At 67.8% G+C, this 25,397-nt stretch carries 24 protein-coding genes and 1 pseudogene; 20 read left to right on the top strand and 5 right to left on the bottom strand.

All coding sequences use genetic code 11. The features are described from left to right. Positions 1 to 46: 46 nt before the first annotated feature. The 13 genes and pseudogenes from AB4Z09_RS08845 to AB4Z09_RS08905 all read left to right on the top strand — a co-directional run bounded on the left by AB4Z09_RS08845 (position 47) and on the right by AB4Z09_RS08905 (position 14,041). Positions 47 to 2,518: an HAD-IC family P-type ATPase gene (locus AB4Z09_RS08845; protein WP_442239565.1), complete on the top strand. Its 2,472-nt coding sequence runs from the start codon at positions 47 to 49 to the stop codon at positions 2,516 to 2,518. 198 nt (positions 2,519 to 2,716) lie between these two features. Continuing rightward, on the top strand, positions 2,717 to 3,847 hold the full coding sequence (locus tag AB4Z09_RS08850; RefSeq protein ID WP_442239566.1) for a globin domain-containing protein: 1,131 nt from the start codon (positions 2,717 to 2,719) through the stop codon (positions 3,845 to 3,847). Between the two features lie 119 nt (positions 3,848 to 3,966). After that, positions 3,967 to 4,374: a hypothetical protein gene (locus AB4Z09_RS08855; protein WP_174908583.1), complete on the top strand. Its 408-nt coding sequence runs from the start codon at positions 3,967 to 3,969 to the stop codon at positions 4,372 to 4,374. Further along, positions 4,374 to 5,573, top strand: coding sequence for a globin domain-containing protein (locus AB4Z09_RS08860; RefSeq protein ID WP_442239567.1), 1,200 nt, complete (start codon positions 4,374 to 4,376; stop codon positions 5,571 to 5,573). The genes AB4Z09_RS08855 and AB4Z09_RS08860 overlap by 1 nt, the downstream gene beginning before the upstream one ends. 79 nt (positions 5,574 to 5,652) lie before the next feature. Beyond that, on the top strand, positions 5,653 to 6,351 hold the full coding sequence (locus tag AB4Z09_RS08865) for a PaaI family thioesterase (protein WP_442239568.1): 699 nt from the start codon (positions 5,653 to 5,655) through the stop codon (positions 6,349 to 6,351). Positions 6,352 to 6,451: 100 nt separating this feature from the next. Further along, on the top strand, positions 6,452 to 6,643 hold the full coding sequence (locus AB4Z09_RS08870) for an antitoxin (RefSeq protein ID WP_031938790.1): 192 nt from the start codon (positions 6,452 to 6,454) through the stop codon (positions 6,641 to 6,643). A gap of 76 nt (positions 6,644 to 6,719) precedes the next feature. Continuing rightward, positions 6,720 to 8,149: pseudogene (locus tag AB4Z09_RS08875) on the top strand (cation:proton antiporter). A 31-nt stretch (positions 8,150 to 8,180) separates the two neighbouring features. Further along, a complete protein-coding gene (locus AB4Z09_RS08880) occupies positions 8,181 to 9,362 on the top strand; it encodes a lipase family protein (RefSeq protein WP_442239582.1) in 1,182 nt (393 codons plus the stop codon). Continuing rightward, positions 9,338 to 10,567, top strand: a complete 1,230-nt coding sequence (locus AB4Z09_RS08885) for a sensor histidine kinase (protein WP_442239569.1) — start codon at positions 9,338 to 9,340, stop codon at positions 10,565 to 10,567. The genes AB4Z09_RS08880 and AB4Z09_RS08885 overlap by 25 nt, the downstream gene beginning before the upstream one ends. A 109-nt stretch (positions 10,568 to 10,676) precedes the next feature. Then, the gene (locus AB4Z09_RS08890; protein WP_254622821.1) at positions 10,677 to 11,435 is read left to right on the top strand and encodes a LytR/AlgR family response regulator transcription factor; all 759 of its coding nucleotides are present in this window, start codon (positions 10,677 to 10,679) and stop codon (positions 11,433 to 11,435) included. Continuing rightward, positions 11,432 to 11,803: a hypothetical protein gene (locus tag AB4Z09_RS08895; RefSeq protein WP_442239570.1), complete on the top strand. Its 372-nt coding sequence runs from the start codon at positions 11,432 to 11,434 to the stop codon at positions 11,801 to 11,803. Before AB4Z09_RS08890 ends, AB4Z09_RS08895 begins: the two co-directional genes overlap by 4 nt. A gap of 12 nt (positions 11,804 to 11,815) precedes the next feature. After that, a complete protein-coding gene (locus AB4Z09_RS08900) occupies positions 11,816 to 13,570 on the top strand; it encodes a sodium/solute symporter (protein WP_442239571.1) in 1,755 nt (584 codons plus the stop codon). A gap of 108 nt (positions 13,571 to 13,678) precedes the next feature. Further along, entirely contained in the window at positions 13,679 to 14,041 is a 363-nt protein-coding gene (locus tag AB4Z09_RS08905) for a Rieske 2Fe-2S domain-containing protein (protein ID WP_442239572.1), read from the top strand. On the opposite strand, the gene AB4Z09_RS08910 is transcribed toward AB4Z09_RS08905, so the two are convergent. After that, complete coding sequence (locus AB4Z09_RS08910; RefSeq protein WP_174908595.1) at positions 14,016 to 14,177, bottom strand: hypothetical protein; 162 nt, start codon at positions 14,175 to 14,177, stop codon at positions 14,016 to 14,018. The two genes, AB4Z09_RS08905 and AB4Z09_RS08910, sit on opposite strands and share 26 nt — an antisense overlap. Positions 14,178 to 14,245: 68 nt before the next feature. Here AB4Z09_RS08910 and AB4Z09_RS08915 point away from each other — a divergent pair, with 68 nt between their 5' ends. The 4 genes from AB4Z09_RS08915 to AB4Z09_RS08930 all read left to right on the top strand — a co-directional run bounded on the left by AB4Z09_RS08915 (position 14,246) and on the right by AB4Z09_RS08930 (position 18,492). Next, positions 14,246 to 14,608, top strand: coding sequence for a DUF485 domain-containing protein (locus AB4Z09_RS08915; RefSeq protein WP_174908597.1), 363 nt, complete (start codon positions 14,246 to 14,248; stop codon positions 14,606 to 14,608). Next, entirely contained in the window at positions 14,605 to 16,257 is a 1,653-nt protein-coding gene (locus AB4Z09_RS08920; RefSeq protein WP_442239573.1) for a solute symporter family protein, read from the top strand. The genes AB4Z09_RS08915 and AB4Z09_RS08920 overlap by 4 nt, the downstream gene beginning before the upstream one ends. A gap of 87 nt (positions 16,258 to 16,344) precedes the next feature. After that, positions 16,345 to 16,776, top strand: coding sequence for a type II toxin-antitoxin system Rv0910 family toxin (locus tag AB4Z09_RS08925; protein ID WP_442239574.1), 432 nt, complete (start codon positions 16,345 to 16,347; stop codon positions 16,774 to 16,776). Positions 16,777 to 16,845: 69 nt separating this feature from the next. Next, a complete protein-coding gene (locus AB4Z09_RS08930) occupies positions 16,846 to 18,492 on the top strand; it encodes a VWA domain-containing protein (protein WP_174908601.1) in 1,647 nt (548 codons plus the stop codon). 44 nt (positions 18,493 to 18,536) lie between these two features. Here AB4Z09_RS08930 and AB4Z09_RS08935 read toward each other — a convergent pair whose 3' ends face one another. From AB4Z09_RS08935 to AB4Z09_RS08950, 4 genes are all read right to left on the bottom strand, one after another. Further along, a complete protein-coding gene (locus tag AB4Z09_RS08935; RefSeq protein ID WP_114722994.1) occupies positions 18,537 to 19,184 on the bottom strand; it encodes a CoA transferase subunit B in 648 nt (215 codons plus the stop codon). Then, entirely contained in the window at positions 19,181 to 19,957 is a 777-nt protein-coding gene (locus AB4Z09_RS08940) for a CoA transferase subunit A (RefSeq protein ID WP_174908603.1), read from the bottom strand. The genes AB4Z09_RS08935 and AB4Z09_RS08940 overlap by 4 nt, the downstream gene beginning before the upstream one ends. 40 nt (positions 19,958 to 19,997) lie before the next feature. Continuing rightward, positions 19,998 to 21,359, bottom strand: coding sequence for an MFS transporter (locus AB4Z09_RS08945; protein WP_174908605.1), 1,362 nt, complete (start codon positions 21,357 to 21,359; stop codon positions 19,998 to 20,000). A gap of 327 nt (positions 21,360 to 21,686) precedes the next feature. Next, on the bottom strand, positions 21,687 to 22,715 hold the full coding sequence (locus AB4Z09_RS08950; RefSeq protein ID WP_114722997.1) for an AraC family transcriptional regulator: 1,029 nt from the start codon (positions 22,713 to 22,715) through the stop codon (positions 21,687 to 21,689). 337 nt (positions 22,716 to 23,052) lie between these two features. Here AB4Z09_RS08950 and AB4Z09_RS08955 point away from each other — a divergent pair, with 337 nt between their 5' ends. The 3 genes from AB4Z09_RS08955 to AB4Z09_RS08965 all read left to right on the top strand — a co-directional run. Next, positions 23,053 to 24,027, top strand: a complete 975-nt coding sequence (locus AB4Z09_RS08955; protein WP_442239575.1) for a quinone oxidoreductase family protein — start codon at positions 23,053 to 23,055, stop codon at positions 24,025 to 24,027. 95 nt (positions 24,028 to 24,122) lie between these two features. Next, entirely contained in the window at positions 24,123 to 25,019 is an 897-nt protein-coding gene (locus AB4Z09_RS08960; RefSeq protein WP_114722998.1) for a TauD/TfdA dioxygenase family protein, read from the top strand. Between the two features lie 46 nt (positions 25,020 to 25,065). Next, positions 25,066 to 25,397, top strand: a 332-nt coding sequence (locus AB4Z09_RS08965) for a 3-keto-5-aminohexanoate cleavage protein (protein WP_442239576.1), incomplete at its 3' end; no start/stop codon positions are given.

The raw sequence follows: 25,397 nt of genomic DNA on the forward strand, positions 1-25,397 counted from the left end.
CGGACTGTGTGTGGCAAACGGGACGGCTTGGAATAGCCTTCGTGTCATGGCAACGGACGACCCCACCGAAGGCGGCGCTGTCGGCACCCTCGAGACCGACCCCCGGCACATCGAGAACGGTCTCACGGCCGACGAGGTGGCGACGCGGGTCGCGAACGGGCAGACCAACGACGTTCCCGACCGAGCGAGTCGCTCGGTCAAGGACATCATTCGCTCGAACGTGTTCACCCGGATCAACGCGATCCTCGGTGTCTTGTTGATCATCGTGCTGTCGACGGGCTCGATCGTGGACGGAATGTTCGGCCTGCTGATCGTCGCCAACAGCGGGATCGGCATCATCCAGGAGATTCGTGCCAAACGAACCCTCGATCAGCTGGCGATCGTGAGCCAGGCCAAGCCGATCGTGCGCCGCGACGGCACGGCCGCCCCTCTCGCCCCGCGCGATGTGGTGCTCGACGACATCGTCGAGCTCGGGCCCGGCGACCAGATCGTGGTCGACGGCGTCGTGGTCGAGGCGTCGGCGCTCGAGGTGGACGAGTCCATGCTCACCGGCGAGGCCGACCCGGTGCACAAGCCGAACGGTTCGCTTGTGCTGTCGGGCAGCTTCGTCGTCGCCGGCAGCGGCGCCTACCGCGCGACCAAGGTGGGCCGGGACGCGTACGCCGCGAAGCTCGCCGAGGAAGCCAGCAAGTTCACGCTGGTGCACTCCGAACTGCGTTCGGGTATCGACAAGATCCTCAAGTTCATCACCTACCTGATGATTCCGGCGGGTCTGCTCATCATCTACAACCAGCTGTTCTCGAGCGGTCAGGACATCGGTCCCGCCCTCAACGGCATGGTCGCGGCGCTCGTGCCGATGGTCCCCGAGGGACTCGTGCTGATGACCTCGATCGCGTTCGCGGTCGGTGTCGTCAGGCTCGGTCAGCGCCAGTGCCTCGTCCAGGAGCTACCGGCCATCGAGGGCCTGGCCCGGGTCGACGTCGTCTGCGCGGACAAGACCGGCACACTCACCGAGAACGGTATGCGGCTGTCCGAGGTGCGCACCGCCCGATCCGACGACACCCAGGCGTCGCGCGCACTCGCGGCGATGGCGGCCGACGATCCGCGCCCCAACGCGAGCATGCTCGCGATCAAGGAGGCGCTCTCCGACGATCCGGGCTGGGAGCCCACCGCGGTGGCACCGTTCTCGTCGGCGAAGAAGTGGAGCGGGCAGTCCTACGGCAACAACGGCAACTGGCTGCTCGGCGCCCCCGACGTCCTGCTCGACCCCGACAGCGACATGGCCCGGCAGGCCGAGGAGATCGGCGCCCAGGGCCTGCGCGTGCTGCTACTCGGCAGCAGTGACCGGGCCGTCGACGCTGCGGACGCGCCCGGCGTCGTCACCCCGCGCGCCCTCGTGGTTCTCGACCAGAAGGTGCGCCCCGACGCCCGCGAGACCCTCGAGTACTTCGCGAGCCAGAAGGTGGACGTCAAGGTCATCTCGGGCGACAACGCCGTGTCGGTCGGTGCCGTCGCGAGCTCGCTGGGACTGGCCGGCGGCGAGCAGGCAATCGATGCCCGGCAGCTGCCCGAGGACCAGGACGAGCTGGCCGACGTGCTCGACGAGTCCACCACGTTCGGTCGCGTGCGACCCGATCAGAAGCGCGCCATGGTCGGCGCGCTGCAGTCGCGCGGGCACACGGTCGCGATGACCGGCGACGGCGTCAACGACGTGCTCGCACTCAAGGACGCCGACATCGGAGTCGCGATGGGCTCGGGCAGCCCCGCGACCCGTGCCGTGGCGCAGATCGTGCTGTTGGACAACAAGTTCGCGACCCTGCCGTACGTCGTCGGTGAGGGCCGGCGGGTGATCGGCAACATCGAGCGCGTCTCGAATCTGTTCCTGACCAAGACCGTGTACTCGGTGCTGCTGGCGTTCCTCATCGGCATCTCCGGCGTGGTGGCACAGATATTCGGTTTCGATCCGCTGCCGTACCCGTTCCTGCCACGGCACGTGACGATCGCGGCCTGGTTCACGATCGGTATCCCGGCATTCATCCTGTCGCTCGCACCCAACAACGAGCGCGCCCGCAGCGGGTTCGTCGGGCGGGTCATGCGGTTGGCGATCCCGTCCGGCGTCATCATCGGCGTCGCGACGTACGTGTCGTACCTGCTCGCCTACAAGGGCGTGAATGCCACCGAACAGGAGGTGGAGCAGGCCGGCACCACCGCTCTCATCACCCTCATCATGATCGCGCTGTGGGTGCTGGCCGTGGTCGCCCGCCCGTACACGTGGTGGAAGATCGTGCTGCTCGTGGGCTCGGTGCTCGGGTACGTCGTCCTGTTCGGATTCGATTTCACCCGCGAGTTCTTCAAGCTGGATCCCTCCAACGTGGCGGCCACGACCGGTGCGCTCGGGATCGGGCTGGTCGGTGTCGTGTTGGTCGAGATCGCCTGGTGGGTGACCGGCCGGATCCACGGTGAGCACCGGCGCCTGTTCGCGTCGAGCGACGATCTTCCCGGCGTGCACGCAGCGTGATCGGAGGGTGACACGACGGTTCCCGAGTCCGTCTCGGGAACCGTCGGACCGGCTGTTCGAACTATGTTGCGCAATCCCGACAAATTCCGTGATCTCTGTCGTAAAGTCCACCGCGCAGACACGACGGACCAATGGATTTCGGTCGGGATGAAGGGGACAGCCATTTCAGCGCAACTGTTGTCGGAGAAGCATGCCGAAGTGATTCGGGCGACGTTGCCCGTGGTGGGCGAGAACATCGGCGCCATCACTGGGCTGTTCTACACCAAGCTGTTCGATGCGGCTCCGGCGCTCGAGCGCGACGTGTTCAACAGGAGCAATCAGGCTCGGGGCGAACAGCAGAAGGCGTTGGCCGGTTCCATCGCCAATTTCGCGACGCTTCTGATCTCGGAGACCGACGAGGATCCTCGTACGACGATCGGTCGGATCGCGCACAAGCATGCTTCGCTCGGCGTGAGCGAACCCCAGTACGACGTGGTGCACACTTTCCTGTTCGAGGCCATCGTGGAGGTGCTCGGCGACGCGGTGACTCCCGAGGTCGCGGAAGCGTGGGACGCCGTGTACTGGCTCCTGGCCAATGCCCTGATCGACGCCGAGAAGCAGCTCTACAAGGACGCCGACGTCGACCCCGACACCGTCCTGCGAGAGGTTCAGGTCCTGGAGGTCGTCAGGCGTACCGAGGACGTGGTCTCGCTCGTCCTCGATGCCAGTGGGTTCCAGGAGCCCGTTCCCGGTCAGTACCTGTCGATCGGCGTGGAACTGCCCGACGGCGCGCGTCAGATCCGCCAGTACTCCATCGTCGACTTCGGCAACGGCAGGATCGAGGTGGCGGTCAAGCGGGACAAGAGCGATCCGCGGGGCGAGGTGTCCAACTTCGTCCATGACCATGTCGCCGGGGGATCCACGGTGATCGCGTCGCCGCCCTTCGGCGWTGTCGCCCTCCCCGAGGGCGACGGCCGAGTCTTCTTGCTGTCCAAGGGCATCGGCAACGCCCCGTTCGTCGGGATTCTCCACGGTATGGTCGCCCAGGGCCGGAAGAATCCGGTTGTCGTGATCCATGCCGATCCGGACAGCGCATCCCACGCCTTCGCCGACACCACCGCGGACCTGGTCGAGAAGCTGGGTGGGGAACACGTCTTCTGCTACTCGGAGTCCGACGACACATTCGCTCGAGCGATCGAGGACCTCGCCGTCGAGGACACCGACAGCGCTCTCATCTGTGGCTCGGTGGACTTCGTCGCCGCCACCCACAAGCTGCTCGACGTCGCCGGCGTCGCGGACTCCCGGATCCATTACGAGGTCTTCGGGCCGGATTCCTGGCTCCGATCCTGATCACTCCATAGGCGTGAATACGTGGTGGGGCCATTCCCGTATGGCCCCACCCGTATTCTGTTCAGCCCTTTCCAGCAGGGGTGGAAGCTCTTTGTGGCAGAGAACGAAGGACTAGAAGGATGACCCTGACCCGGTCTGGGGTGGGTGCGGAATTAGATCATCGAGAATCCCTTCGCTACGAACCGTTCACGAAAACTCGCGAGGTCGCGTCGCTGATGCGGGACGCAGAAATGTGGGGTTCGACGACGTCCGACCTCGATTCGTACCTGGAATCCCTGGAGCTCCAGTACTACCTGAAGGGGGTTCTGGGTGTCTTCCAGGAATCCGACGCCCTGTACCGCCCCCATGTCGCCTCGCCCGACGTTTCCGGGCCGGTCACCCGTCTGATCATCGCCCTCCAGGACAAGTTCGGTCCTCGATTCCACGATGGGGTTTCCGACTCGTCCGTGGAGGTCGCCTTTCATCAGGGGGTCGGCGATGGATTGTCCGCCGTTTTTCATTGGTCTCGAAAGGTCGTGACTATCTGATGTCCGAAGCCGTTGTTGCGCCGAATTCGTCGCTCCTTTCGCCTGCATCCCTGCCCGTCATCGAGGCGACGCTGCCCGTGGTGGGCGCGAATCTGGGCTGGATCAGCAGTGTCTTCTACAAGAACCTGTTCGACAGTCTCCCTGCGCTGGAGAAGGACCTCTTCAACCAGACGAACCAGGAGAGCGGGGAGCAGCAGAAGGCACTGGCCGGCGCGATCGCGGCCTTCGCCACCCTGCTGGTCACCGAGGATGCGCCGCCGGTCGACCACGTCATGTCGCGAATCGCCGCCAAGCACGCCTCGCTGGGCATCGCCCCGGTGCACTACGACATGGTTCACCGCGCGCTGTTCAAGGCCATCGTCGAGGTGCTCGGGGACGCGGTGACCGCGGAGGTCGCCGCGGCGTGGGACGAGGTCTACTGGCTCATGGCCAACTCGCTCATCAGGCAGGAAGCCGCGGTCTACGAGAGGGCCGGGGTGCCCACCGCGCAGATCTGGTCCGCGCTCACCGTCGTCGGTCGCCGCGAGGTCGCCCCGGGCGTGTGGACGTTCACCCTCGCCGGAGACGAGAACTCCCCGATGCATCAGTTCGAGGCCGGCCAGTACATCTCCGTGTCGGTGATCTACGAGGACGGCAGTCGCCAGATCCGTCAGTACACCGCGATGAAGGGCCAGGATCCGGGAACCTGGGAGTTCACCGTCGGTGCGGTGCCGGGCGGCCGCGTGTCGAACAAGTTGATCGCCGAGATGGGCGTCGGGTACCCCCTCGTGGTGTCGATCCCGTCGGGGACGTCGTATCCGATTCCGGCGGACGGTCCGATCGTGCTCGGTTCGTCCGGTGTGGGTTCCGCGCTGACGGTCGCCGTCCTCCAGAAGATGGTCGAGGATGGGGACACCCGCCCGGTGCACGTCTTCCATGTCGACTCCGGCGAGGCGTCCTTCGGCCACCGTGGCCAGGTTCGGGAACTGCTGTCTGCGTACGCGGGCAGGACGTCGATCGAGACCTTCTACGCCGGTGCCCTCGAGGAAGGCATCGCGCAGCTGCGCAAACACGACTGGGATCGCAACGCCGACGTGTACCTGTGCGGATCGCCCCAGTTCATGCGGCAGGTTCGCAAGATCGCGGTGGTCAAGGGGGTCCGTCCGGAGCGCATCCACTACGAGGTGTTCGCCCCGGATTCGTGGCTCGGCTTCGACTGACGGGGAGCCGGTCGACGGTGTCGGTCACATCACGTGCATGATGCATATCGCGTGTGGTCCGTAGTGGGAGTGAGGCAGAGTGACCGATTCGACCGAGCAGCAGAAGCTCCTCTACGTCTTCGACGGGTTGACCGACGACGAGATCGCCCGCGAGGCGGATCTCTACGGCCCGTTGACCGACAGCGTCCGTGAACTGATCGAACTGACCCTCGCCACCGAGGTCGAGGCCGCGGACATCGCCCGGGCCCGCGAGCACATCGCGGCGGCGAAGGAGTTGCTGGGCAAGCGCACCCGGCCCACCCCGTTCGGCGTGCGGTGGGGTGCGTCGGGGACGAAGCGGACGTGGGGCAACGCCGCGGTCGGATTGCGCAACGCCGTCGCGCCGCCGCTGACCGTGAACCGCGACCCCGACGGCCGCGTGTGGGCGGACTTCCACCTCGGGATGCCGTACGAGGGTCCGGCCGGCCTGACCCACGGAGGTGTGTCGGCCCTCGTGCTCGACCAGGTTCTCGGTGAGGCTGCGGAGGCCGGCGGCGCCCCGGGTATGACCGCGACCCTGACCCTGCGCTACCGCCGGCCGACCCCGCTGGGCAAGCTCCACGCGGAGGCGCGCATCGACCGGGTCGAGGGGGTCAAGACCTTCGTCACCGGCCACCTGGCGGGTCCCGACGGCGTGTGCATCGAGGCCGAGGGCATCTTCATCCTGCCGCGCTGGGCGCGTGGCGGCGACGGATCGGGTCCGGTGCCGGTGCCGGTGCCGGTGCCGGGACCGGACTGAGCGGCCGGTGACGGCACCCGCTGTGGAAAACACCGCGACCAGGGTGTGAAACTGGTTGCGCGGCGCAGTGGCCGTGGACGAACCCGAGGAGGATGTCGGTATGGGATTCATGGATTCGGTCAAGGGACTGGTCGACAAGGGGCAGGAGCTGGCTGCCGAGCACTCCGACAAGGTGCAGGACGTGATCGACAAGGCGGCCGACATCGCCGACGAGAAGACCGGCGGCAAGTACAGCGACAAGATCGACAAGGCCGCCGAGGCGGCCAAGAAGGTTGTGCCCCCGAAGGAATGACGGTGTGAGCCGGCCTGCCGGTGCAGGGCGGCGCGGCAGCGAGTGACGGGGGCCCGGTCGGCGGCACAATCGTCGTGTGAACGGAACCCTCGTACTGCTCGTCATCATCGTGTCGATCGCGGTGACGAGCCTGGCCAAGCGGCGGGACCTGCAGGTTCCCCTCATCCTCGTGGCCGTCGGCTCGGCGGCGTCGTCCATCCCGGGCATGCCCCGGCTGGAGCCGTCGTATCGCCGACCGACGCCGTCAGCGCGGTCACCGTGGGACGCAGGCTCGGGCTGCCGAAACGCCTGCTCGCCATCCTCACCGGTGAGGGCCTGCTCAACGACGCGACCGCGCTGACCCTGTTCACCGTGGGTGTCGCGGCCGTCGCGGGGACCCGCGTGGTCGTGGAGCAACCGGTGCTGTTCTTCCTCTACGAGGTGGTCGGCGGTGTCGTCATCGGCCTCGTGACGGCCACCGTCGTGCGCTTCGTGCGCGCGCGGATGTACGACTCACCGCTCGAAACCGTTCTGGGACTGGTCCTGCCGTTCGCGGCCTACCTTGCCGCCGAGGAGATCCACACCTCCGGGGTGCTCGCCGTCGTGGTCGCCGGATTCGTCATGGGCCACCACGCGACCAACGTGTCGATCCCGACCCGGCTGCAGGAACGCTCGCTGTGGGCGACGCTCGACATGCTGCTCGAGATGTTCGTCTTCGCCTACATGGGCCTGCAACTCGAGTTCGTCATCGACGACGTCGCCGACGAGGGACTGCCCGTCCACCACGTCTTCGCGTACGGGTTCGCGGTGCTGGTCGTCGTGATCCTGGTCCGCCCTATGTGGGTGTTCCTGAACTGGGGCGGGATACGGATGCGGTTCGATCCACGACACGGCACCACCGCACAGACCGGAATGAACTGGCGTCAGAAACTCGTCGTGTCGTGGGCGGGCATGCGCGGTGTCGTCACCCTCGCGGCCGCCGGCGGTATCCCGGTGCTGACAGCGTCGGGGGAGCCGTTCCCGGGGCGCGGCGTCATCCAGGCGATCGCGTTCGTCGTCGCGGTGGGCACCCTGCTGATCCAGGGGTCGACGATCCCGTTCATGATCCGGCGCCTCGACGTCGCCGACCCCGCCGAGCTCGAACGCGGGCGGCAGCAGACACTGCTCGCGCGCACGATCGCCGCCGACGCGGCCGACCGTGCGCTCGCCGAGGTCGCCGCGAGGCCGCCGGCCGGTGCGGATCCCGACCAGTTCGAGAAGGCGCTCAATCGCGTCCGGGTCTCGGTCCGCGCCCAGGCCCAGGTCGAGGAGGCCGAAGAGGACGACACCGGCGCCGCGTCCAAGATCGAGCGCGCCGGCGCAATGTTCGACGCGGTCCGGCGACGGGTGCTGCAGGCGCAGYGCAGCGCGCTGATCGCGGCCCGCGACGACGGTGTCCTCGACGACGAGGTGCTGCGCGCGGAACTCGAATCGAGGGACATCGAGGAAGCCGCCGCGGAGCAGAGAGTGCGCCGCAGGCGTGGATGACGGGCACAATCGAGCCGTGACCCGAACCCGGATGGCGCTCACCGCGCTCGCGTGCGCGGTGCTGGTGGCGGGCTGCTCGGCGACCGCCGACTCCCCGGAACGCGTGACCCCGTCGGCGGCCCCGACGACCTCCGCGATCGCGCTGCCCGATCCCGGCGACCGCGGCATCGTGACCCGCGACGAACCTTTCGCCGGGACCGGGCTGTCCGGCCACCGGATCCTCTACCGGTCCACCTCTGGCATCGACGACCGCGGCACCGAGGTGTCGGGGACGGTGTTCGCGCCGCCCGGACAGGCGCCGCCCGGTGGTTGGCCGATCGTGACGGTGGGGCATCCGACGACGGGCCTGCTCGACGAGTGTGCGCCGTCCGGGCATCCGAACCTGCTGGGTTCCGACGGACTGGTCCGGGATCTGCTCGCGCGCGGATTCGTCGTCGCCGTCACCGACTACGAGGGCCTCGGCACCGACGGCCCGCACCCGTACCTCGAGCCGGTCACGGCCGCACACAACCTGATCGACGCGGTCCGTGCCGCGCGGAACCTCGTGCCCGACACCTCGACCCGATGGACGGCGATCGGGGTCTCGCAGGGCGGTCAGGCGTCGTGGGCCGCCGCGGAACAGGCGGCGCGGTACGGCGACGGACTCGAGTTCCTCGGCGCCGCGAGCCTGTCCCCGCCCGCGGACCTCACGCCGATCGTCTCCGACGGCCCGGTCACCCTCGACGTGCCGCAACAGTTCTTCCTGCCGATGCTGCTCGACGGTCTGTCGGTGTCTCACCCCGACCTGGACGCGAGCGCCTACATCCGGGGCACCCTCGCCGACAACCGCGACGTGATCAGGTCCTGCACCGGGGAGTTGGCGTCACGGAAACTGTCCGTGGCGCTCAATCTGACACCCGCCGACACGCTGCCGCGCAGCACCAGCGACGTCGCGCGGATGCGTCAGTGGCTGGCACACGACGCCCTGCCCCAGCAGCCGGCCGCGGCACCGCTGCTGGTGGTGGTCGCGGGCCGGGACAACCTGATCCGGCCCGACTGGACCGTCGCCGCGGTCGGGCGCGCGTGCGGGCAGGGGGATGCGATCGAACTGCGGTACCGCGCCGACGACGTGCACGCCGATTCCAAGGCTCTGCCCGGTGCCATCGACTGGGTCGCGGACCGCTTCGCCGGCGCACCGGTCGTGAACACGTGCGCCGGGCAGGCGGCGCCGTGACCGCCATCGTGTGGACGGTGACCGTCGTCGCGCTCGCCGTTGCCCTCACGGTCGTCGCGATGCGGACCAGACGCGTGCTCACCACGCCGGCCGAACGCGCGGTCCACGACACCCTGCACACGGCGTCGCTGGCCGCACGACCGCTGCGGCGCGGTCTCGACGAGACGTCCGCGCGGGAGGCGGCGCCGCACCTGCGGCTGCTCACCGGCGCGCAGTCGCTCGCCATCGCCGGCCCGGACGGCCATCTGCTGGCGTGGAACGGCCCGCACGACGGGCTGGCGGGGCAGTTCGTGGCCGCCGCCGCCCGCGCGATCGACGGCGAACGCCGGGTCCTCGTCGACCGCACCGACCTCGACCGGAACGGCGACGACCACGACGTGCGGGCACTGATCGCGCAGCCGCTGTCGGTCGAGGGCACCGGCGTCGTCGGGGTGCTGGGGGTCGTGACCACCACCGAACCCGGGCCGGCGATGCTCGGGGCGCTCACCGAAGTCGCGCGGTATGCGTGCAGCCAGATCGAACTGGCCGAACTGGACGCGTCCCGCGCGCGCATCGACCGCGCCGAGGTCCGCGCGCTGCGCGCCCAGATCAGCCCGCACTTCATCTACAACGCGCTCGGGACCATCGCATCGTTCGTTCGCACCGACCCCGACCGTGCGCGGGAGCTGGTGCTCGAGTTCGCCGACTTCACGCGCTACTCGTTCCGGTCGGCGGGCGAGTACACCGTTCTGGCCGACGAGCTGCGCAACGTCGACCGGTATCTCACCCTCGAGCGCGCGCGGTTCGGCGACAACCTGCAGGTGCGACTGCAGGTGGCGCCGGAAGTGCTCAGCGTCGTGCTCCCGTTCCTCGCGCTGCAACCGCTCGTAGAGAACGCGGTGCGGCACGGGCTGTCGGGTAAACGGGGTGGGGGAACGGTCACGATCGTCGCCTCCGACGAGGGCACCGACTGCGTGATCAGCGTCGAGGACGACGGGGTCGGCATGGACCCCGAGTTGCTGCGCTCGGGGGAACTCGACGCCGTCGAGGCCCGTCCCGGCGGGCCCAGTGTGTCCGAGGCCGCCCACGTGGGCCTCGCCAACGTCGACGACCGGCTGCGGGCGGCGTTCGGCAACGACTACGGGCTGGTGGTGGAGACCGCGCCCGGGGCGGGCACCAAGGTCAGCATGCGGGTGCCGAAGTTCCGGCCCGGCATTCGGGCCTGATCACGAACGAGTCGATCGGCCCGCCATGGTCCGACTCGCCGCGGCGACATGGCACGATGGATTCGTTGTGAAAGAGACCTCTGACGGGCCCTCGGATGGCCTCCTGACCGTGCTGGCAGTCGACGACGAGCGCCCCGCCCTCGACGAGCTGGCGTACTTGCTGCGCGCCCGTGAGGACATCGGCGAGGTCCTCACCGCCGGGGATGCGACCACCGCGTTGCGGATCCTGCGTGACGGCGCCGTCGACGCGGCGTTCCTGGACATCAACATGCCGGGCCTCGACGGACTCGAGCTGGCCGGCATCCTGACGCAGTTCGCGAATCCGCCGTCGGTGGTGTTCGTGACCGCGCACGAGGACCGGGCGGTGGCGGCCTTCGATCTCGGTGCCGTCGACTACCTCCTCAAGCCGCTGCGCGAGGAGCGTCTCGCGGAAGCGGTGCGCCGGATCGTCGAGCGCCGCCGCCGCAGCGCCCGCGGCGAGGCCGACGACACGTCGGCGGCCGACGAGGTGATCCCGGTGGAACTGGGCGGGGTCACGACGCTGGTGCCGCGCTCGACCGTCAAGTGGGTGGAGGCCGACGGTGACTACGCCCGCCTGCACACCGCGACCGGATCGCACCTCGTCCGGATCCCGATCTCGTCGCTCGAGAGCCGCTGGACCGACGCCGGATTCCTGCGGGTGCACCGCTCGTATCTGGTGTCGCTGTCCGAGGTGACGGGTATCCGGAGTGTCGGCTCGGGCCTCGTGGTGTGTCTGCGTCCGCAGGGCGGCGCTCCCGCCGTCGAACTCCCCGTCAGTCGCCGGCACACGCGCGAACTGAAGGACAAGCTGATTCGCGGCCCGCGGCAGAACTGGATGTCGAGGTGACATCGCCGGGTGCCGTCCCACCCGCACGCGAGCGGGTGGTGCTCGCGCAGCGGCGCGGGGCCCGGATCGTGCGCACGCGCGTCGAGGTGCAGGAGCAGACCGAGGTCGGCGACGCGATGATCCGCGGGCTGGTCCGGGCCCAGCTCAGCCTGGCGCTGCGGGTCGCGGTCGCGGTCGGATTGGCGTTCGGCGCCGTCCCGGTGCTACTGCTCCTGTTTCCCCGCGTCGCCGATGTCGCGGTGTTTGGCATCCGTCTGCCGTGGTTCCTCGCCGGCGCGCCCCTCCCGATCCTGCTGGCGGCGGGCTGGTTCTACATCCGCGCCGCCGAGCGCAACGAGCAGGACTTCACCGACCTGGTCGACGACTGAGCCGCGGCGCCGATGACCGGACAGCCCATTCCGCTCCTGACGGTGCTGGCGCTCGTCGCCGCGGCGGTGGCCACCGTCGGCATCGGTATCTACGGGGTTCGCCTGGCGCGCACCACATCCGACTTCCTCGTCGCGTCCCGCAGCGTCGGTCCGGGATGGAACGCGGCCGCCATATCGGGTGAATATCTTTCGGCGGCATCGTTTCTCGGAGTCGCAGGCCTGATCGCGAAGTACGGCGCGGACGCGCTGTGGTATCCGATCGGCTTCACCGCGGGCTATCTGGGGCTGCTGCTGTTCGTCGCGGCCCCGCTGCGCCGGTCCGGTGCGTACACGGTGCCCGACTTCGCGGAGTTCCGGCTCGGCTCGGTGCGGGTCCGCCGGATCGCGATGGTGGTGGTCGCCCTGGTGTGCGGGCTGTACATGGTGCCGCAGTTGCAGGGGGCCGGGCTGACGCTGAACATCCTGCTGGGCGTGCCCGGTTGGGTGGGCGTCGTCGTGGTCGGGGTGATCGTGATCGCCAACGTCGTGGGTGGCGGCATGCGCTCCATCACGTTCGTGCAGGGATTCCAGTACTGGCTCAAGCTCACGGCCGTCGCGGTCCCGGCGCTGGTGCTCTCGGTGCACTACTTCGCCGACGCGCGGCCGGTGGGCGCGCCCGCACCACCGACCGTCGCCGCGCAGACGTCGGTGGACATCACCACCGATGTGGTGGTGCAGGTGGCGACCCCGACCGACGTCACGGTGCACGGACAACTCGACGGCCGAGAGGTGGCGGGCGACGTCCAACTCGGCACCGGCCGGCACGAATTCGGCACGGGGACGACGCTGGTGCTGCCCGCCGGATCGCCGGTGCCCGTCGTCGCGGGCGCTCCCGCCGACGGCGCCGGGTGGGCCGATCCGGGCGGCGGTTTCGGTGGTCCGCACCCGCTGTTCCAGGTGTACTCGCTGATCCTCGCGACCTTCCTCGGCGCGATGGGCCTGCCGCACGTGCTGGTCCGCTTCTACACCAACCCGGACGGGCGGGCGGCGCGGCTGACGTCGCTCGTGGTGATCGCGCTCGTGGGTGTGTTCTACCTGTTCCCGGTGCTGTTGGGGGTGTTCGCCCGGCTGTACGTGCCGCAACTGCTCATCACCGGGACGTCCGACGCCGCGGTGCTGCTGCTGCCGGTGTCGGTGTTCTCTGGATGGGGTGGCCAGTTGCTCGCGGCGCTCGTCGCGGCCGGCGCGATCGCGGCGTTCCTGTCGACGTCGTCGGGACTGCTGGTGAGCATCGCCGGCGTGCTGAGCACCGACCTGTTGCGCGGCCGGATCCGTGACTTCCGGGTGGCCGCCGTCCTGGCCGGTGCGGTGCCGCTCGTGCTGGCGTTGGGCGCGACGTCGCTGGACCTGTCGCGTTCGGTGGGCCTGGTCTTCGCGGTCGCGGCGTCCACGCTGTGCCCACTGCTGATCCTCGGCATCTGGTGGCGCGGGCTGACGGCCGCCGGGGCCGCGGCGGGACTGATGGTCGGTCTCGTGGTGGGCGGGGGAGCGGCGATGCTCGCGGTGCTCGGGGTGCCGTCGGACGACGTGTGGCACGGGTGGCCGTCCGTGCTGATCGGGTATCCGGCGGCGGTGAGCGTCCCGCTGTCGTTCGCGGCGATGGTGTTCGTGAGTATCGCGACCCGACGGCAGGCGTCGGCCGATATCGGCCGGATCTTCACCCGCATGCACGCGCCCGAGCGGCTGGGGATGGGCCGCGACCGCGAGGACGACCTTCGTTCGTTGTGACGCGGGTTCCGGTGGATGGGTCTCGCGATTGACGTGCATCGTCGGTATCGGCGAGCGTGGCCGAGTCTGCGTGCGCTCGGGTGTGCACGCCCGGAAGAAGGAGACCCTGTGTCGGACTGGTACTGCCTCGGATCGGCCGACGACTATCGCGACGGCAAGCCGCACGCCGTGCGGGCATTCGACACCGACCTCGTGGCCTTCTCCGACCGCGCCGGTGTCATCCACCTCCTCGATTCGCGCTGCCCGCACATGGGCGCCGATCTGAGCCGAGGCCGGGTCGTCGGCGACAACATCGACTGCCCGGCCCATCTCTGGCGCTGGAACGGCAAGGGGAAGTGCGTCGGCGGCTCGCCCAAGCTCCTCCCGATTCGCTCGTGGACGACGGAGGAGCGGGAGGGCCTGCTGTACGTGCAGAAGTCCGACGCTGCGCCGACCGGTCGGCCGGTCAGGGCTTCCAACGCCTGGTGGTGAGCGCCGCGGTGACGACACCGAGCGCGGTGCTGATCGCGATGCCGATGGCAATGTGGCGCGCGGCGCCCCGCCGTTCGTCGCGCCCGGGCGACCGTTCGGCGCACACGCCGACAGCTCGGCGTGTGACTGGCGCCACATGCTTCTCCTGTGACCTGGCTCTCACTAGCGTCGCTTCGCACACCCCGCACGAACTAGGAGCGCGCAGTGACCACAACAGATCTCAGCTCGGGAGCGCCGCCGCAACGGCCTGCCCCCGATGCGCAGGCCTTCGTCGAGATGCAGGCGAGCCCCGAGTTCCAGGATCTGCGACGCCGCCTGCGGCGCTTCGTCTTCCCGATGACCGCGTTCTTCCTCACGTGGTACTTCGTGTACGTCCTGCTCGCGACGTACGCGTCGGACTTCATGGCCACCAAGGTCTTCGGCAACGTCAACCTCGGCATCGTGCTCGGCCTCGGCCAGTTCGTGACGACGTTCGTCATCACCGCCCTGTACGTGAAGTTCGCGAACCGGGAACTCGATCCGCGCTCGGCAGCGATCCGCGAGGAACTGGAAGGACCGGCACAGTGATCACCACCCTCGTCCAGGCGGCGCCTGCGGCACCGGCCGCCGATGTCGGCAACCCGCTGTTCAACATCGCGATCTTCGTGACGTTCGTCGTCGGCACCATGACGCTGGTGATCCGGGCCAGTCGGACCACGAAGAAGGCGTCGGACTTCTATACCGGCGGCGGCCAGTTCTCCGGCCCGCAGAACGGATTCGCGATCGCCGGCGACTACCTGTCGGCGGCGTCGTTCCTCGGTATCGCCGGCGCGATCGCCGTGTACGGCTACGACGGCTTCCTGTACTCCATCGGCTTCCTCGTCGCATGGCTGGTCGCGCTGCTCCTGGTGGCCGAACTGCTGCGCAACACAGGACGTTTCACGATGGCCGACGTGCTCAGTTTCCGGCTGAAGCAGCGACCGGTGCGGATGGCGGCGGCGCTGTCGACGCTCGTCGTCTCGCTGTTCTACCTGCTCGCCCAGATGGCCGGCGCGGGCGGACTGGTCGCACTCCTGTTGAACATCAAGGACTTCGCGGGCCAGGCGGTCGTGGTCGCGGTGGTCGGTGTCCTGATGATCGTGTACGTGCTGATCGGCGGCATGAAGGGCACGACGTACGTGCAGATGGTCAAGGCCGTCCTGCTCATCGCCGGCGCCGGAATCATGTTCGTGCTGGYGCTGTTCGCGGTGAAAGGCAACTTCTCGCAGTTGCTCGCCGACGCGCAGAACATGGTCAACGGCTCGGCCAACGAGGCCGTCGCCGGCCGGGACGTGCTCGCGCCCGGTGCCAAGTACGGCATCAGCGACATGTCGCGGCTGGACTTCCTGTCGCTGGGCATCGCGCTGGTCCTCGGCACCGCGGGTCTGCCGCACGTGTTGATGCGCTTCTACACGGTGCCGACCGCGAAGGAGGCCCGGCGCTCGGTGACGTGGGCGATCGGCTTGATCGGCGCGTTCTACCTGTTCACGCTCGTCCTCGGGTACGGCGCCGCGAAGATGGTCGGCCCGGACAAGATCCTCGCCGCCCCGGGCAAGGAGAACTCGGCGGCGCCGCTGCTCGCCTTCGAACTCGGCGGCACGATCTTCCTCGGCATCATCTCCGCGGTCGCGTTCGCGACGATCCTCGCCGTCGTCGCCGGACTGGCGATCACCGCGTCCGCATCGTTCGCGCACGACATCTACGCCAGCGTCATCAAGCGCGGCAAGGCGTCGGAGGAGGAGCAGGTCCGGGTCTCGCGGATCACCGTGGTGGTCATCGGCGTCGTCGCGATCGTCCTCGGCATCCTCGCGATGGGGCAGAACATCGCGTTCCTCGTCGCCCTGGCCTTCGCGGTCGCCGCTTCCGCGAATCTGCCGACGCTGCTGTACTCGCTGTTCTGGAAGAAGTTCAACACCACCGGCGCGCTGTTCAGCATCTACGGTGGACTCATCAGCTGCCTGCTGCTCATCGTGTTCTCCCCGGCGGTCTCGGGTGCCAAGTCGTCGATGTTCCCGGACGCCGACTTCGCATGGTTCCCGCTGGCCAACCCCGGCATCGTGTCGATCCCGCTCGCGTTCGTCCTCGGCATCGTCGGCACCTACGTCGGCCGCAACAAGCTCGAGGACCCGTTCAAGCAGGCCGAGATGGAGGTCCGCTCGCTCACCGGCGTCGGCGTCGAGAAGGCCGTCTCGCACTAGTTCCACCCCGCTGTGCCTCGTGTCGCGCTCGCGGCACGAGGCACAGCTGTCGTGTACGTCACCTTTCTGATTGGTTACGATCCGTCAATGGCGAAGCTGAAGGTGTCGATCGACGTCCCCATGAGTCCCGAGGACGCGTGGACCAAGGCGTCTGATCTCGACGGATTCGAGCAGTGGCTCAGCATCCACGAGGGATGGCGCAGCGAACTGCCCGCCGAGCTGAGCGCCGGCACCACGATCAGTTCGGTCGTCACGGTCAAGGGACTGCGCAATCGGGTGAAGTGGACGTTGAAGCAGTACAACCCGCCACGCAGCCTGGTCCTGAAGGGGGACGGCAAGGGCGGCGTCAAGCTGGGGCTGGTCCTGAGTGTCGATCAGGCGGCCGCGGGTGCCAAGGTCGCCCTCGACATCGATCTCGGCGGTGCGCCACTGTTCGGCCCCATCGGCTCCGGCGTGGCGAAGGCGCTGCGCGGCGACATCGAAARCTCCCTGCAGAAGTTCGTCACCCTGTACGCCTGATTCGGCGGTACCCGTCCGTTCACCCCGCCCACCAGCGCTCCCTGTGCTTTCCCTGGAGGTCTCGAAGCCATGGCCGGTCGTCACAGCGCGTCGCGCACGAAATCGAAATCGAAATCGAAATCGACATCGCCCGTCGTCAAGTACGGCGCGGTCGGTCTCGCCGCGCTGGTCGTCGTGGGCGCCGGCGGCTACTTCGTATTCGACCGACTGGGCGGCGGCGGATGCGACTCGACCACCGAGTACGTGGTGGCGGCCGACCCGTCGATCGCCCCCGTGCTCACCGCCGTCACCACCGAGGCGTCCGCGGAGGACCTCGGTTGCCGCAGCTTTCGAATCGAAGCGGCGTCCGGCATGGATCCGCTCGGGGCGCCCGGACAGCAGGGCGGACCGGATCTGTGGATTCCGGATTCGACGCAGTGGGTCGCCAAGGCCAGCAGCGGAACGGGAACCCTGTTCGACGTCGCGGCCACATCCGTCGCGGCCACTCCGGTGGTCATCGCGGCGCGCGAGTCGGAAATGCCGTTCTTCGCGACGTGGACGAGCGCGCTGCAACTGCCCGGGCTGCGGATCGGTGATCCGCTGACGAGCAGCGTCTCGGTCGCGCCCATCGTCGGGGCGCTCTCGGAGGCGGCCGCCGGTACCGTCGCCGCCGACGCCGTGCCCGGCGCACTCGTCCCGATCGCACAGGCGCAGGCCGCCAACATGCACCAGACCGACGCCTCCGCGCGGTTCGCGGCCGTCACCGCAGACGGCGGCATCGCGATCGCTACCGAACAGCAGGTGGCGGCGCACAACCAGGACGACGCGCCGACGAAGCTGGCGGTGACGGTCCCGAACACGGGTGCGGTGTTCCTCGACTACCCGGTGGTGGCGACGGCATCGGGCACCGAGCACGCCGACGCGCGAGCGGCCGGAGTCGCGCTGGCCGAGGTGATGGGGACAGAATCGGGACGGGTCGCCTTGTCGCAGAGCGGGTTCCGTGGACCCGATCGGGCTCCGCTCGACGCCGGTCGCGGCGTCGGGGAGGCCACCGTACTGACCGTCTCCGATCCCGCCGCCACGGCCCAGGTGCTCCGGCGCTACGCCGTGCTGGCGCTGCCGTCGCGCGCACTGGTGGTCGAGGACGTCTCGGGTTCGATGGCCGAGACGGCCGGCCCCGACACCCGGATCGCATTGACGGTGCAGGCCAGTGAGACCGGCGCCATGCTGTTCCCGGACAACGCGCAGCTGGGTCTGTGGGCGTTCTCGATCGGGCTCGGCGGAAACGGGAAGGACTACAAGGAACTGGCGCCGATCCGGCGGATGGACGAGATGGTCGACGGGGTGAGTCACCGGCAGCGGATGACCGACGCCGTCCGGATGCTGCCGTCTCTGGTCAAGGGCGGGACCGGGCTCTACGACACCACACTCGCGGCGTTCCGGAACGTCAAGGAGGGGTACGACCCGAGCGCGATCAACAGCGTCATCCTCCTCACCGACGGCGCCAACGAGGATCCGTCGAGCATCTCGCTCGACGAATTGCTGGCGACGTTGAAGCGGGAGCAGGATCCTGCGCGTCCGGTCATCATCGTCACGATCGGCATCACCGACGACGCCGATGCGGCGGTCCTGCAGAAGATCTCGGCAGCGACCGGCGGAACCAGCCACATCGCGCGTACCCCGGCCGAGATCCCCGGGGTCTTCGTCGACGCGATGCGCAGTCGCGCCACGAGCTGAACGCGCGCAGGGTGGGCGGCGAGGGATCGCCGCCCACCCTGACGTCACGCGAGTGGCGCGTCCGTCGCGGCGCGAACCTGCTCCTCGTCGACCCCCGGAGCGCATTCCACGAGAACCAGCCCGGACTCGGTCACGTCGATCACCGCGAGGTCGGTGATGATCCGGTTCACCACCGCACGCCCAGTCAGCGGCAACGTGCACCGTTCGACGATCTTCGACGAGCCTTCCTTGTCCGTGTGCTCCATGAGCACAATGACCCGGCGCGCGCCGTGCACGAGATCCATCGCGCCGCCCATGCCCTTGACCATCTTCCCGGGCACCATCCAGTTCGCCAGGTCGCCGGTGGCGGAGACCTGCATCCCGCCCAGCACGGCGGTGTCGATGTGACCGCCGCGGATCATGCCGAAGCTGGTAGCGGAGTCGAAGAACGACGCACCGTCGTTGACGGTGACGGTCTCCTTGCCGGCGTTGATCAGGTCCGCGTCGACGGCGTCCTCGGTGGGGTAGGGGCCGGTGCCCAGGACGCCGTTCTCGCTGTGCAGGGTGACCTCGACGCCGTCGGGCAGGTGGTTCGGGATCAGGGTCGGCAGACCGATGCCGAGATTGACGTATTCACCGGTGGTCAGTTCCTGCGCGGCACGCGCGGCCATCAGCTCGCGGGTCCACCCGACGGTCTCCACGACTGCGGTCATCGTGCGTCCTCCTTCACGGCCGAGACGGTCCGCTTCTCGATCTTCTTGTCCTGCTGTCCGATATGCACGATGCGGTCGACGTAGATGCCCGGCAGATGTACCTGCTCGGGGTCGAGCTCGCCGGCCTCGACAATGACCTCCACCTGCGCGATACACACCCGGCCCGCCATCGCAGCCAGCGGGTTGAAGTTCATCGCGGCCTTGTTGAAGACGAGGTTGCCTTCCGTGTCCGCGACCATGGCGTGCACCAATGAGAAGTCGGCGACGATGGACTCCTCCAGCACGAACTGCTTGCTGCCGAAGGCGCCACCGAACTCGCGAACCTCCTTCGGGGGAGAGGCGATCGCGACGGAACCGTCGGCGGCGTACCGCCACGGCAGCCCACCCTCGGAGATCGGCGTGCCTACCCCGGACGGTGTGAAGAAGGCCGGGATTCCGGCGCCGCCGGCACGGAGCTTCTCCGCGAGGGTGCCCTGCGGGGTCAGCTCCACCTCGAGTTCACCGGACAGGTACTGCCGTGCGAACTCCTTGTTCTCCCCGACATAGGACGCTGTGACGCGCCGAATCCTTCTGTCTTCGAGGAGTATCCCGAGTCCGTGCCCGTCGGTTCCACAGTTGTTCGAGAACACCTCGAAGTCCGTTGCCGTGTGTGCCGCGAGGGCGGCGATCAGCACGTCCGGGATTCCGCACAGTCCGAACCCACCGACGGCTAGGGACGCCCCGGACGGGATGTCGGCGACAGCGTCGGCCGCCGATGCGTAGATCTTGGTCATGAGTACCTTTCCGTCTCCGACTGTCTCGGTGGTCGCTGGGTCAGGCGGACGCAGTGCTCTGCGATGCGAGCTTGCGCATTCCTGCCGGGTAGAGGCGCTTGCCGACGAGCAGCGCGACGATGGCAGCGATGTAGAAGAGCGGGGCCAGGCTGAGGGACTCGAGAAGTCCCAGTCGATCGGCGAGGATGCCGATGACGAAGGGGCCCAACGCCAATCCGAGAACATTGTTGGCGATGGTGAGTGTACCGAGTGCCGACGAGCGGACAGATTCGTGGGTGAGGCTGGCGACCATGGCCGCAGTCGGGCCCGAGCAGCCGGCCGAGAAGAAGGCGCCGATGCCGAGCAGGATCAGCTGGGGTGCGCCGGTGCCCAACCGGAAGGCGACACCGAGCGCCACGAGTGAGATGACGCAGAACGCGACTGCGGTCATCCACTTGCGTGCCGGGTTGTTACGGCTCACCCGGTCGGTGATCATGCCGCACACGACCATTCCCGTGCCGACCAACAGGACGAACAGTGCGGCGACCCCGGCCGCCTTGTCGAGCGCCATACCGTAGTACCGGTTGAAGAAGCTGGGCGTCCACGACAGCAGGACGGCCGCGGTGAACATCTGGAATCCGCCGGCGAGGTAAGCACACCACACGGCAGGGTTCGTGAACAGCGTGGACACGGGGACCCGGATCACCGGGGCGGACGGCGCGGAGCCGTCGGACGGGGCGACGGGTTCGTCGTGCACGGCGTACTTTGCGAGCCGGGACTCGGTGACCACGGCCCGGAACAGTGCGACGAGGATGAGTCCCAGCACAGCCATCGCGGTGAACGACCAGCGCCACCCGACGTTGACGGCGATCACACCACCGAGCGAGACGCCGACCACAGAACCGAAGGATCCGCCGGCCATGAAGGCGCCGCTCAACGACGAGTGCAGACGCGGGGAGAACACGCTCAGGACGACCGCGATACCGACGCTGCCGTATGCGGCCTCGCCCACCCCGACGAAGAACCGCGCCGCCAGCATCTGCTCGAAGTTGGACGCGATCGCGCAGCACAGGGTTGCGATGCTCCACATCACGGCCATCAGCACCAGGCTTCTGACTCGTCCCCACCGGTCGGCGAGCAGCGACAGCGGGAAGGTCAGGAGCCCGACCATCAGAGCAACCACGCTCGTGAGCGAGGCGAGCTGGGAATCGGACAGCGACCAATCGGCCTTCAGCATCGGGAAGACAGCGCTGAGGACCTGTCGGGACATGTAGTCCGACAGCAGCAACGCGAAGGCGAGGCCGGCCACGATCCACGGGTACATCCGGCTGCGGCGATTGCTACGTCCGGAGTCGACGGTCTCGGTGTGCGGTGCGTTGGTGCTTTCGACCGGCTGGTCGGTCAGAGTGGGAGGCAGTCCCATGGGTGCTCCTAAAGCGACAGGAGTGGTGGAGGCGGGTGTGCGCGACGACGGACGGTTACGTCGGCGGGGGCACGGGAGCGGCGGTATCGGCTGCGGACTCGAAAGCCGCCAGCTGCTGCATACGGTCGATCGCCGGAGGGGGTGTCGGCTCGGGGTTCGTGGTCATGGCGGCACTCGTTTCACGGCGGTCGAAATGGATGTGATGCGAGATACGGCTCGCTCGAAAGGTGGCGCAGATCACGTTATCCGGACTTGGCGGTTCGTGGTTATCCCTCGGGGACGCAGTTCTTTGCATTTCGGGACAGATGTCGGATTTGTCGCGCGCTGTCAGCCGTTTGCCGGCGCTTCCGCCGGCGTGAGGGACTGTCTGCGCCATTCGCGTGGGCTGACGCCGAATTGCTGATGGAACCATCGCGAGAAGCTACTCGGCGTCGAAAACGAGAGCATCTCCGAGATCTCGGTGAACGAGTACCGCTGACCGCTGACCATGCGATTCGCGAGTTCGGTTCGCGTGGCATCGAGCACGGACGAGAACGTCTGCCCCGACTTCGCGAGGTGGCGGTGGACCGTCCGGCGGTCGACGCCGAGGCTGCGCGCAACCTGGTCGATGGAACACCGGCCGGTCGGTAGGAGAAGTTCGACGAGTTCGCGCACACGGTTGGCGATCGTGGGTTCCTCGGGCGTCGTCAGAGTGTCGAGGAACTGTTGCGCGTACGAGCGAAGGTGTGGGTCGGACATCCGGTTGGGTTCGTTCAGATCGGCTGTGTAGGTGATGATTCCGCTGAAGTCGTTGTCGAATGTCAGTGGTGCGCCGAACATCTGTCGGTGCGTCGAATCGTCGATCGGCCGGGTGTGGTCGAAGCAGACCGACACGGGGCGCCAGCGCTCGCCGAGCATGTTGCGGAGCAGTTGGTGGGTGACCGCCACTGCCAGTTCGACTGCCTGTCGGACGATCATCGGTTCACCGGGTTCGATCCGGATCCTGATCGCGGTGAGCCCGTCCTTCTCCGACATGCGGATGTGAAGCGATTCGTTGTACATGTGCTGGTAGCGGATCAGCATGCGAAGTGCGCTGCGTGCGTCGGGTTCCTCCCGGATGCTCACGCTGAGGGGGCCGAGTGTGGAGAACCGGCGGCGCTCGGCGAGTTTGAGGGCGAAATCCTGGCGCCCGGTCGCCGCTGACGACAATTCCAGGAGGCGAGCGACGGACGATGCCGGAATCCACCGATCCTGGAGGTCGAGGCTGGCCGAATCCAGGCCGACGGCCCGCAGGAGTTGGACCGGATCGATGCCCAATGTCCGGCTGACCTCGATGTATCCGGTCAACGCGGCATATCGCGCGAGGGGTCTGGCCACGCTTGTCACCTCGTCTCGACTGTGCCCGACTGCCCCGCAAGGGTAAGTGTGCGGCGGGTCACGTGTCACGGACGGTGTGGTCTGAATCCCGGTTGTCCCGAAATGACAAGAAATATGTCCCTGAGAGGTAAGTGTGATGCCCTCCGAGTCGATACTGTCGTGTCAGCTGAATCACATCGGAACCGAGTTCCGGTTCCAGCGCCGAGTCGAACCGGGACGGCATGGATCGTCCCCGGGGAGGCGGGGTACATGTTCGAAAAGGTTGCGGTCCAGAAGATCCGGCAGCCGTGTGTGCGAGTTCGTCCACTCGGACGAACTCGCGAACAAGGAGATAGCAATGGCAAAGGCGATTCGCTTCTACGAAACCGGTGGTCCGGAAGTCCTGAAGTGGGAGACGGTGGAGGTCGGCGATCCCGGCCCCGGCGAGGTGCGTATCCGGCACGAGGCCGTGGGCCTGAACTTCGCGGACACCTACTTTCGGACCGGCCTCTACCCGGCCGCACTCCCGGCCGGTATGGGTGTCGAGGCCGCCGGCGTCGTCGAGGCCGTGGGCGAGGGCGTCTCCGGCTTCCAGGAGGGTGACCGGGTCACCTACACCGGCAGCCCGCTGGGTGCGTACAGCACCGAACGCGTGATGCCGGCCGAGCATCTGATCGCACTGCCGGACGGAATCGAGTTCGAGACCGCCGCGGCGATGACGATGCGCGGGCTCACGACGTCGTACCTGCTGCGCCGGATCTACCCGTTGAAGGCYGGTGACACGGTCCTGTTGCACGCCGCAGCGGGAGGCGTGGGACTGATCTTCTGCCAGTGGGCGAAGCTGCTGGRCATCAATGTGATCGGGACGGTGTCGACCGACGAGAAGGCGGCTGTCGCCAAGGCGCACGGCTGCAGCGAGGTGATCGTCTACAAGCGTGAGAACGTGGCCGAGCGGGTGCGTGAGCTCACCGACGGCGCGGGTGTCCCGGTCGTCTACGACAGCATCGGTGAATCGACCTACGAGTCCTCGCTCGACTCGCTGGCACGCCGCGGTCTGCTCGTCGCGTTCGGCACCGCATCGGGACCGATCCCGCCCATCAACGCCATGCAGTTGGCGGTCAAGGGATCGTTGTTCGTCACCCGCCCGGCACTGGCCGACTACATTGCGGATCCGGCGGAGCGCGCCGAGTTGGCGAACGAGTTGTTCGGCCATGTCGCCGCCGGCCGTATCTCCATCGAGATCAACCAGCACTATGCGCTCGAAGAGGCCGAGGCGGCCCATCGAGACCTCGAGTCCGGCAAGAGCATCGGTTCTTCGGTGTTCTCGTTCTGACCTGAAACACCCATTCAGCCAACGTCGTTCGGCGTGCCGACGTAGCACGTGACGGCGCTACGACCTACCACTTCCAGCTTGTACAGGAGAGTGCCATGACCACTGTCGAACTTGCGCCCGGAGCCCGGACGACCGTCTCGCCCATGGACGCCCGCCCGCTGACCTGCAGCATCGGTGCGGAACTCCACGGTGTCGACCTTGCCGATGTGTCCCGTGACGCCGACCTCTTCGCCGAACTGCGGTCGCTGCTGCTGAAGCACAAGGTGCTCTTCTTCCGGGATCAGGACATGAGCCGGGCCGAGCACGTCGCGTTGGCGGAGCGTTTCGGCTCGCTCGAGGACCATCCGGTGGTCGGCAGCGACCCCGATCATCCTGGTCTCGTGCAGATCTACAAGGACCTCGACAGCCCGCCGGAGGCGTTCGAGAACTCCTTCCACTGTGACGCGACGTGGCGTGTGAATCCTCCGATGGGGTGCGTCCTCCGCTGTGTCGAGGGCCCTGCCGTCGGTGGAGACACGATCTGGGTGAACATGGCTCTGGCCTACGAGCGCCTGCCCGAGCGAGTCAAGGAGCGGATCGAGGGGYTGCGCGCGCGGCACAGCATCGAGGCGTCGTTCGGCGCGCGACTGCCGATGGAGAGGCGCCTCGAGCTCAAGGAACGCTTCCCGGACGCYGAGCATCCGGTGGTCCGTACCCACCCGGAGACGGGGGAGAAGATCCTCTTCGTCAACAGCTTCACCACGCACCTGACGAACTACCACACCGCCGACAACGTCCGGTGTGGCATCGACTACGCCCCGGGCGCCGGTGAGCTGCTGCGGTACCTGCAGAGCCAGGCGACGATCCCGGAGTACCAGGTGCGCTGGCGGTGGACGAAGAACAGCGTCGCGATCTGGGACAACCGATCGACCCAGCACTACGCGGTCCAGGACTACTGGCCCGCCGTTCGAAAGATGGAACGCGCCGGGATCATCGGCGACCGCACTTTCTGATATCCGCTTTCCCTACCTCACATCTGTCCAGAAACGGAGTTACACAATGCATTTCCACGATGACGCACTGTTCCCGGAGAACCAGGAGAAGCTGGTTATCACGGTCGCGCCGTACGGCCCGGAGTGGGCGGTGGAGGACTTCCCCGAAGACCTGCCGTTGACGATGGACGAGCATGTCCAGCAGGCGGTGGACTGCTACGAGGCCGGCGCGACGGTGCTGCACATCCACGTCCGTGAGGAGGACGGTAAGGGCTCCAAGCGGCTGTCGAAGTTCAACGAGCTCCTCGGTCGCCTGCGTGAGGCGGTGCCGGACATGATCCTGCAGGTCGGCGGTTCGATCTCGTTCGCGCCGGAAGGTGAAGGCGCGGACGCGAAGTG

The sequence above is a fragment of the Rhodococcus sp. TAF43 genome, from assembly GCF_052113525.1.
Classification (GTDB): Bacteria; Actinomycetota; Actinomycetes; order Mycobacteriales; family Mycobacteriaceae; genus Prescottella.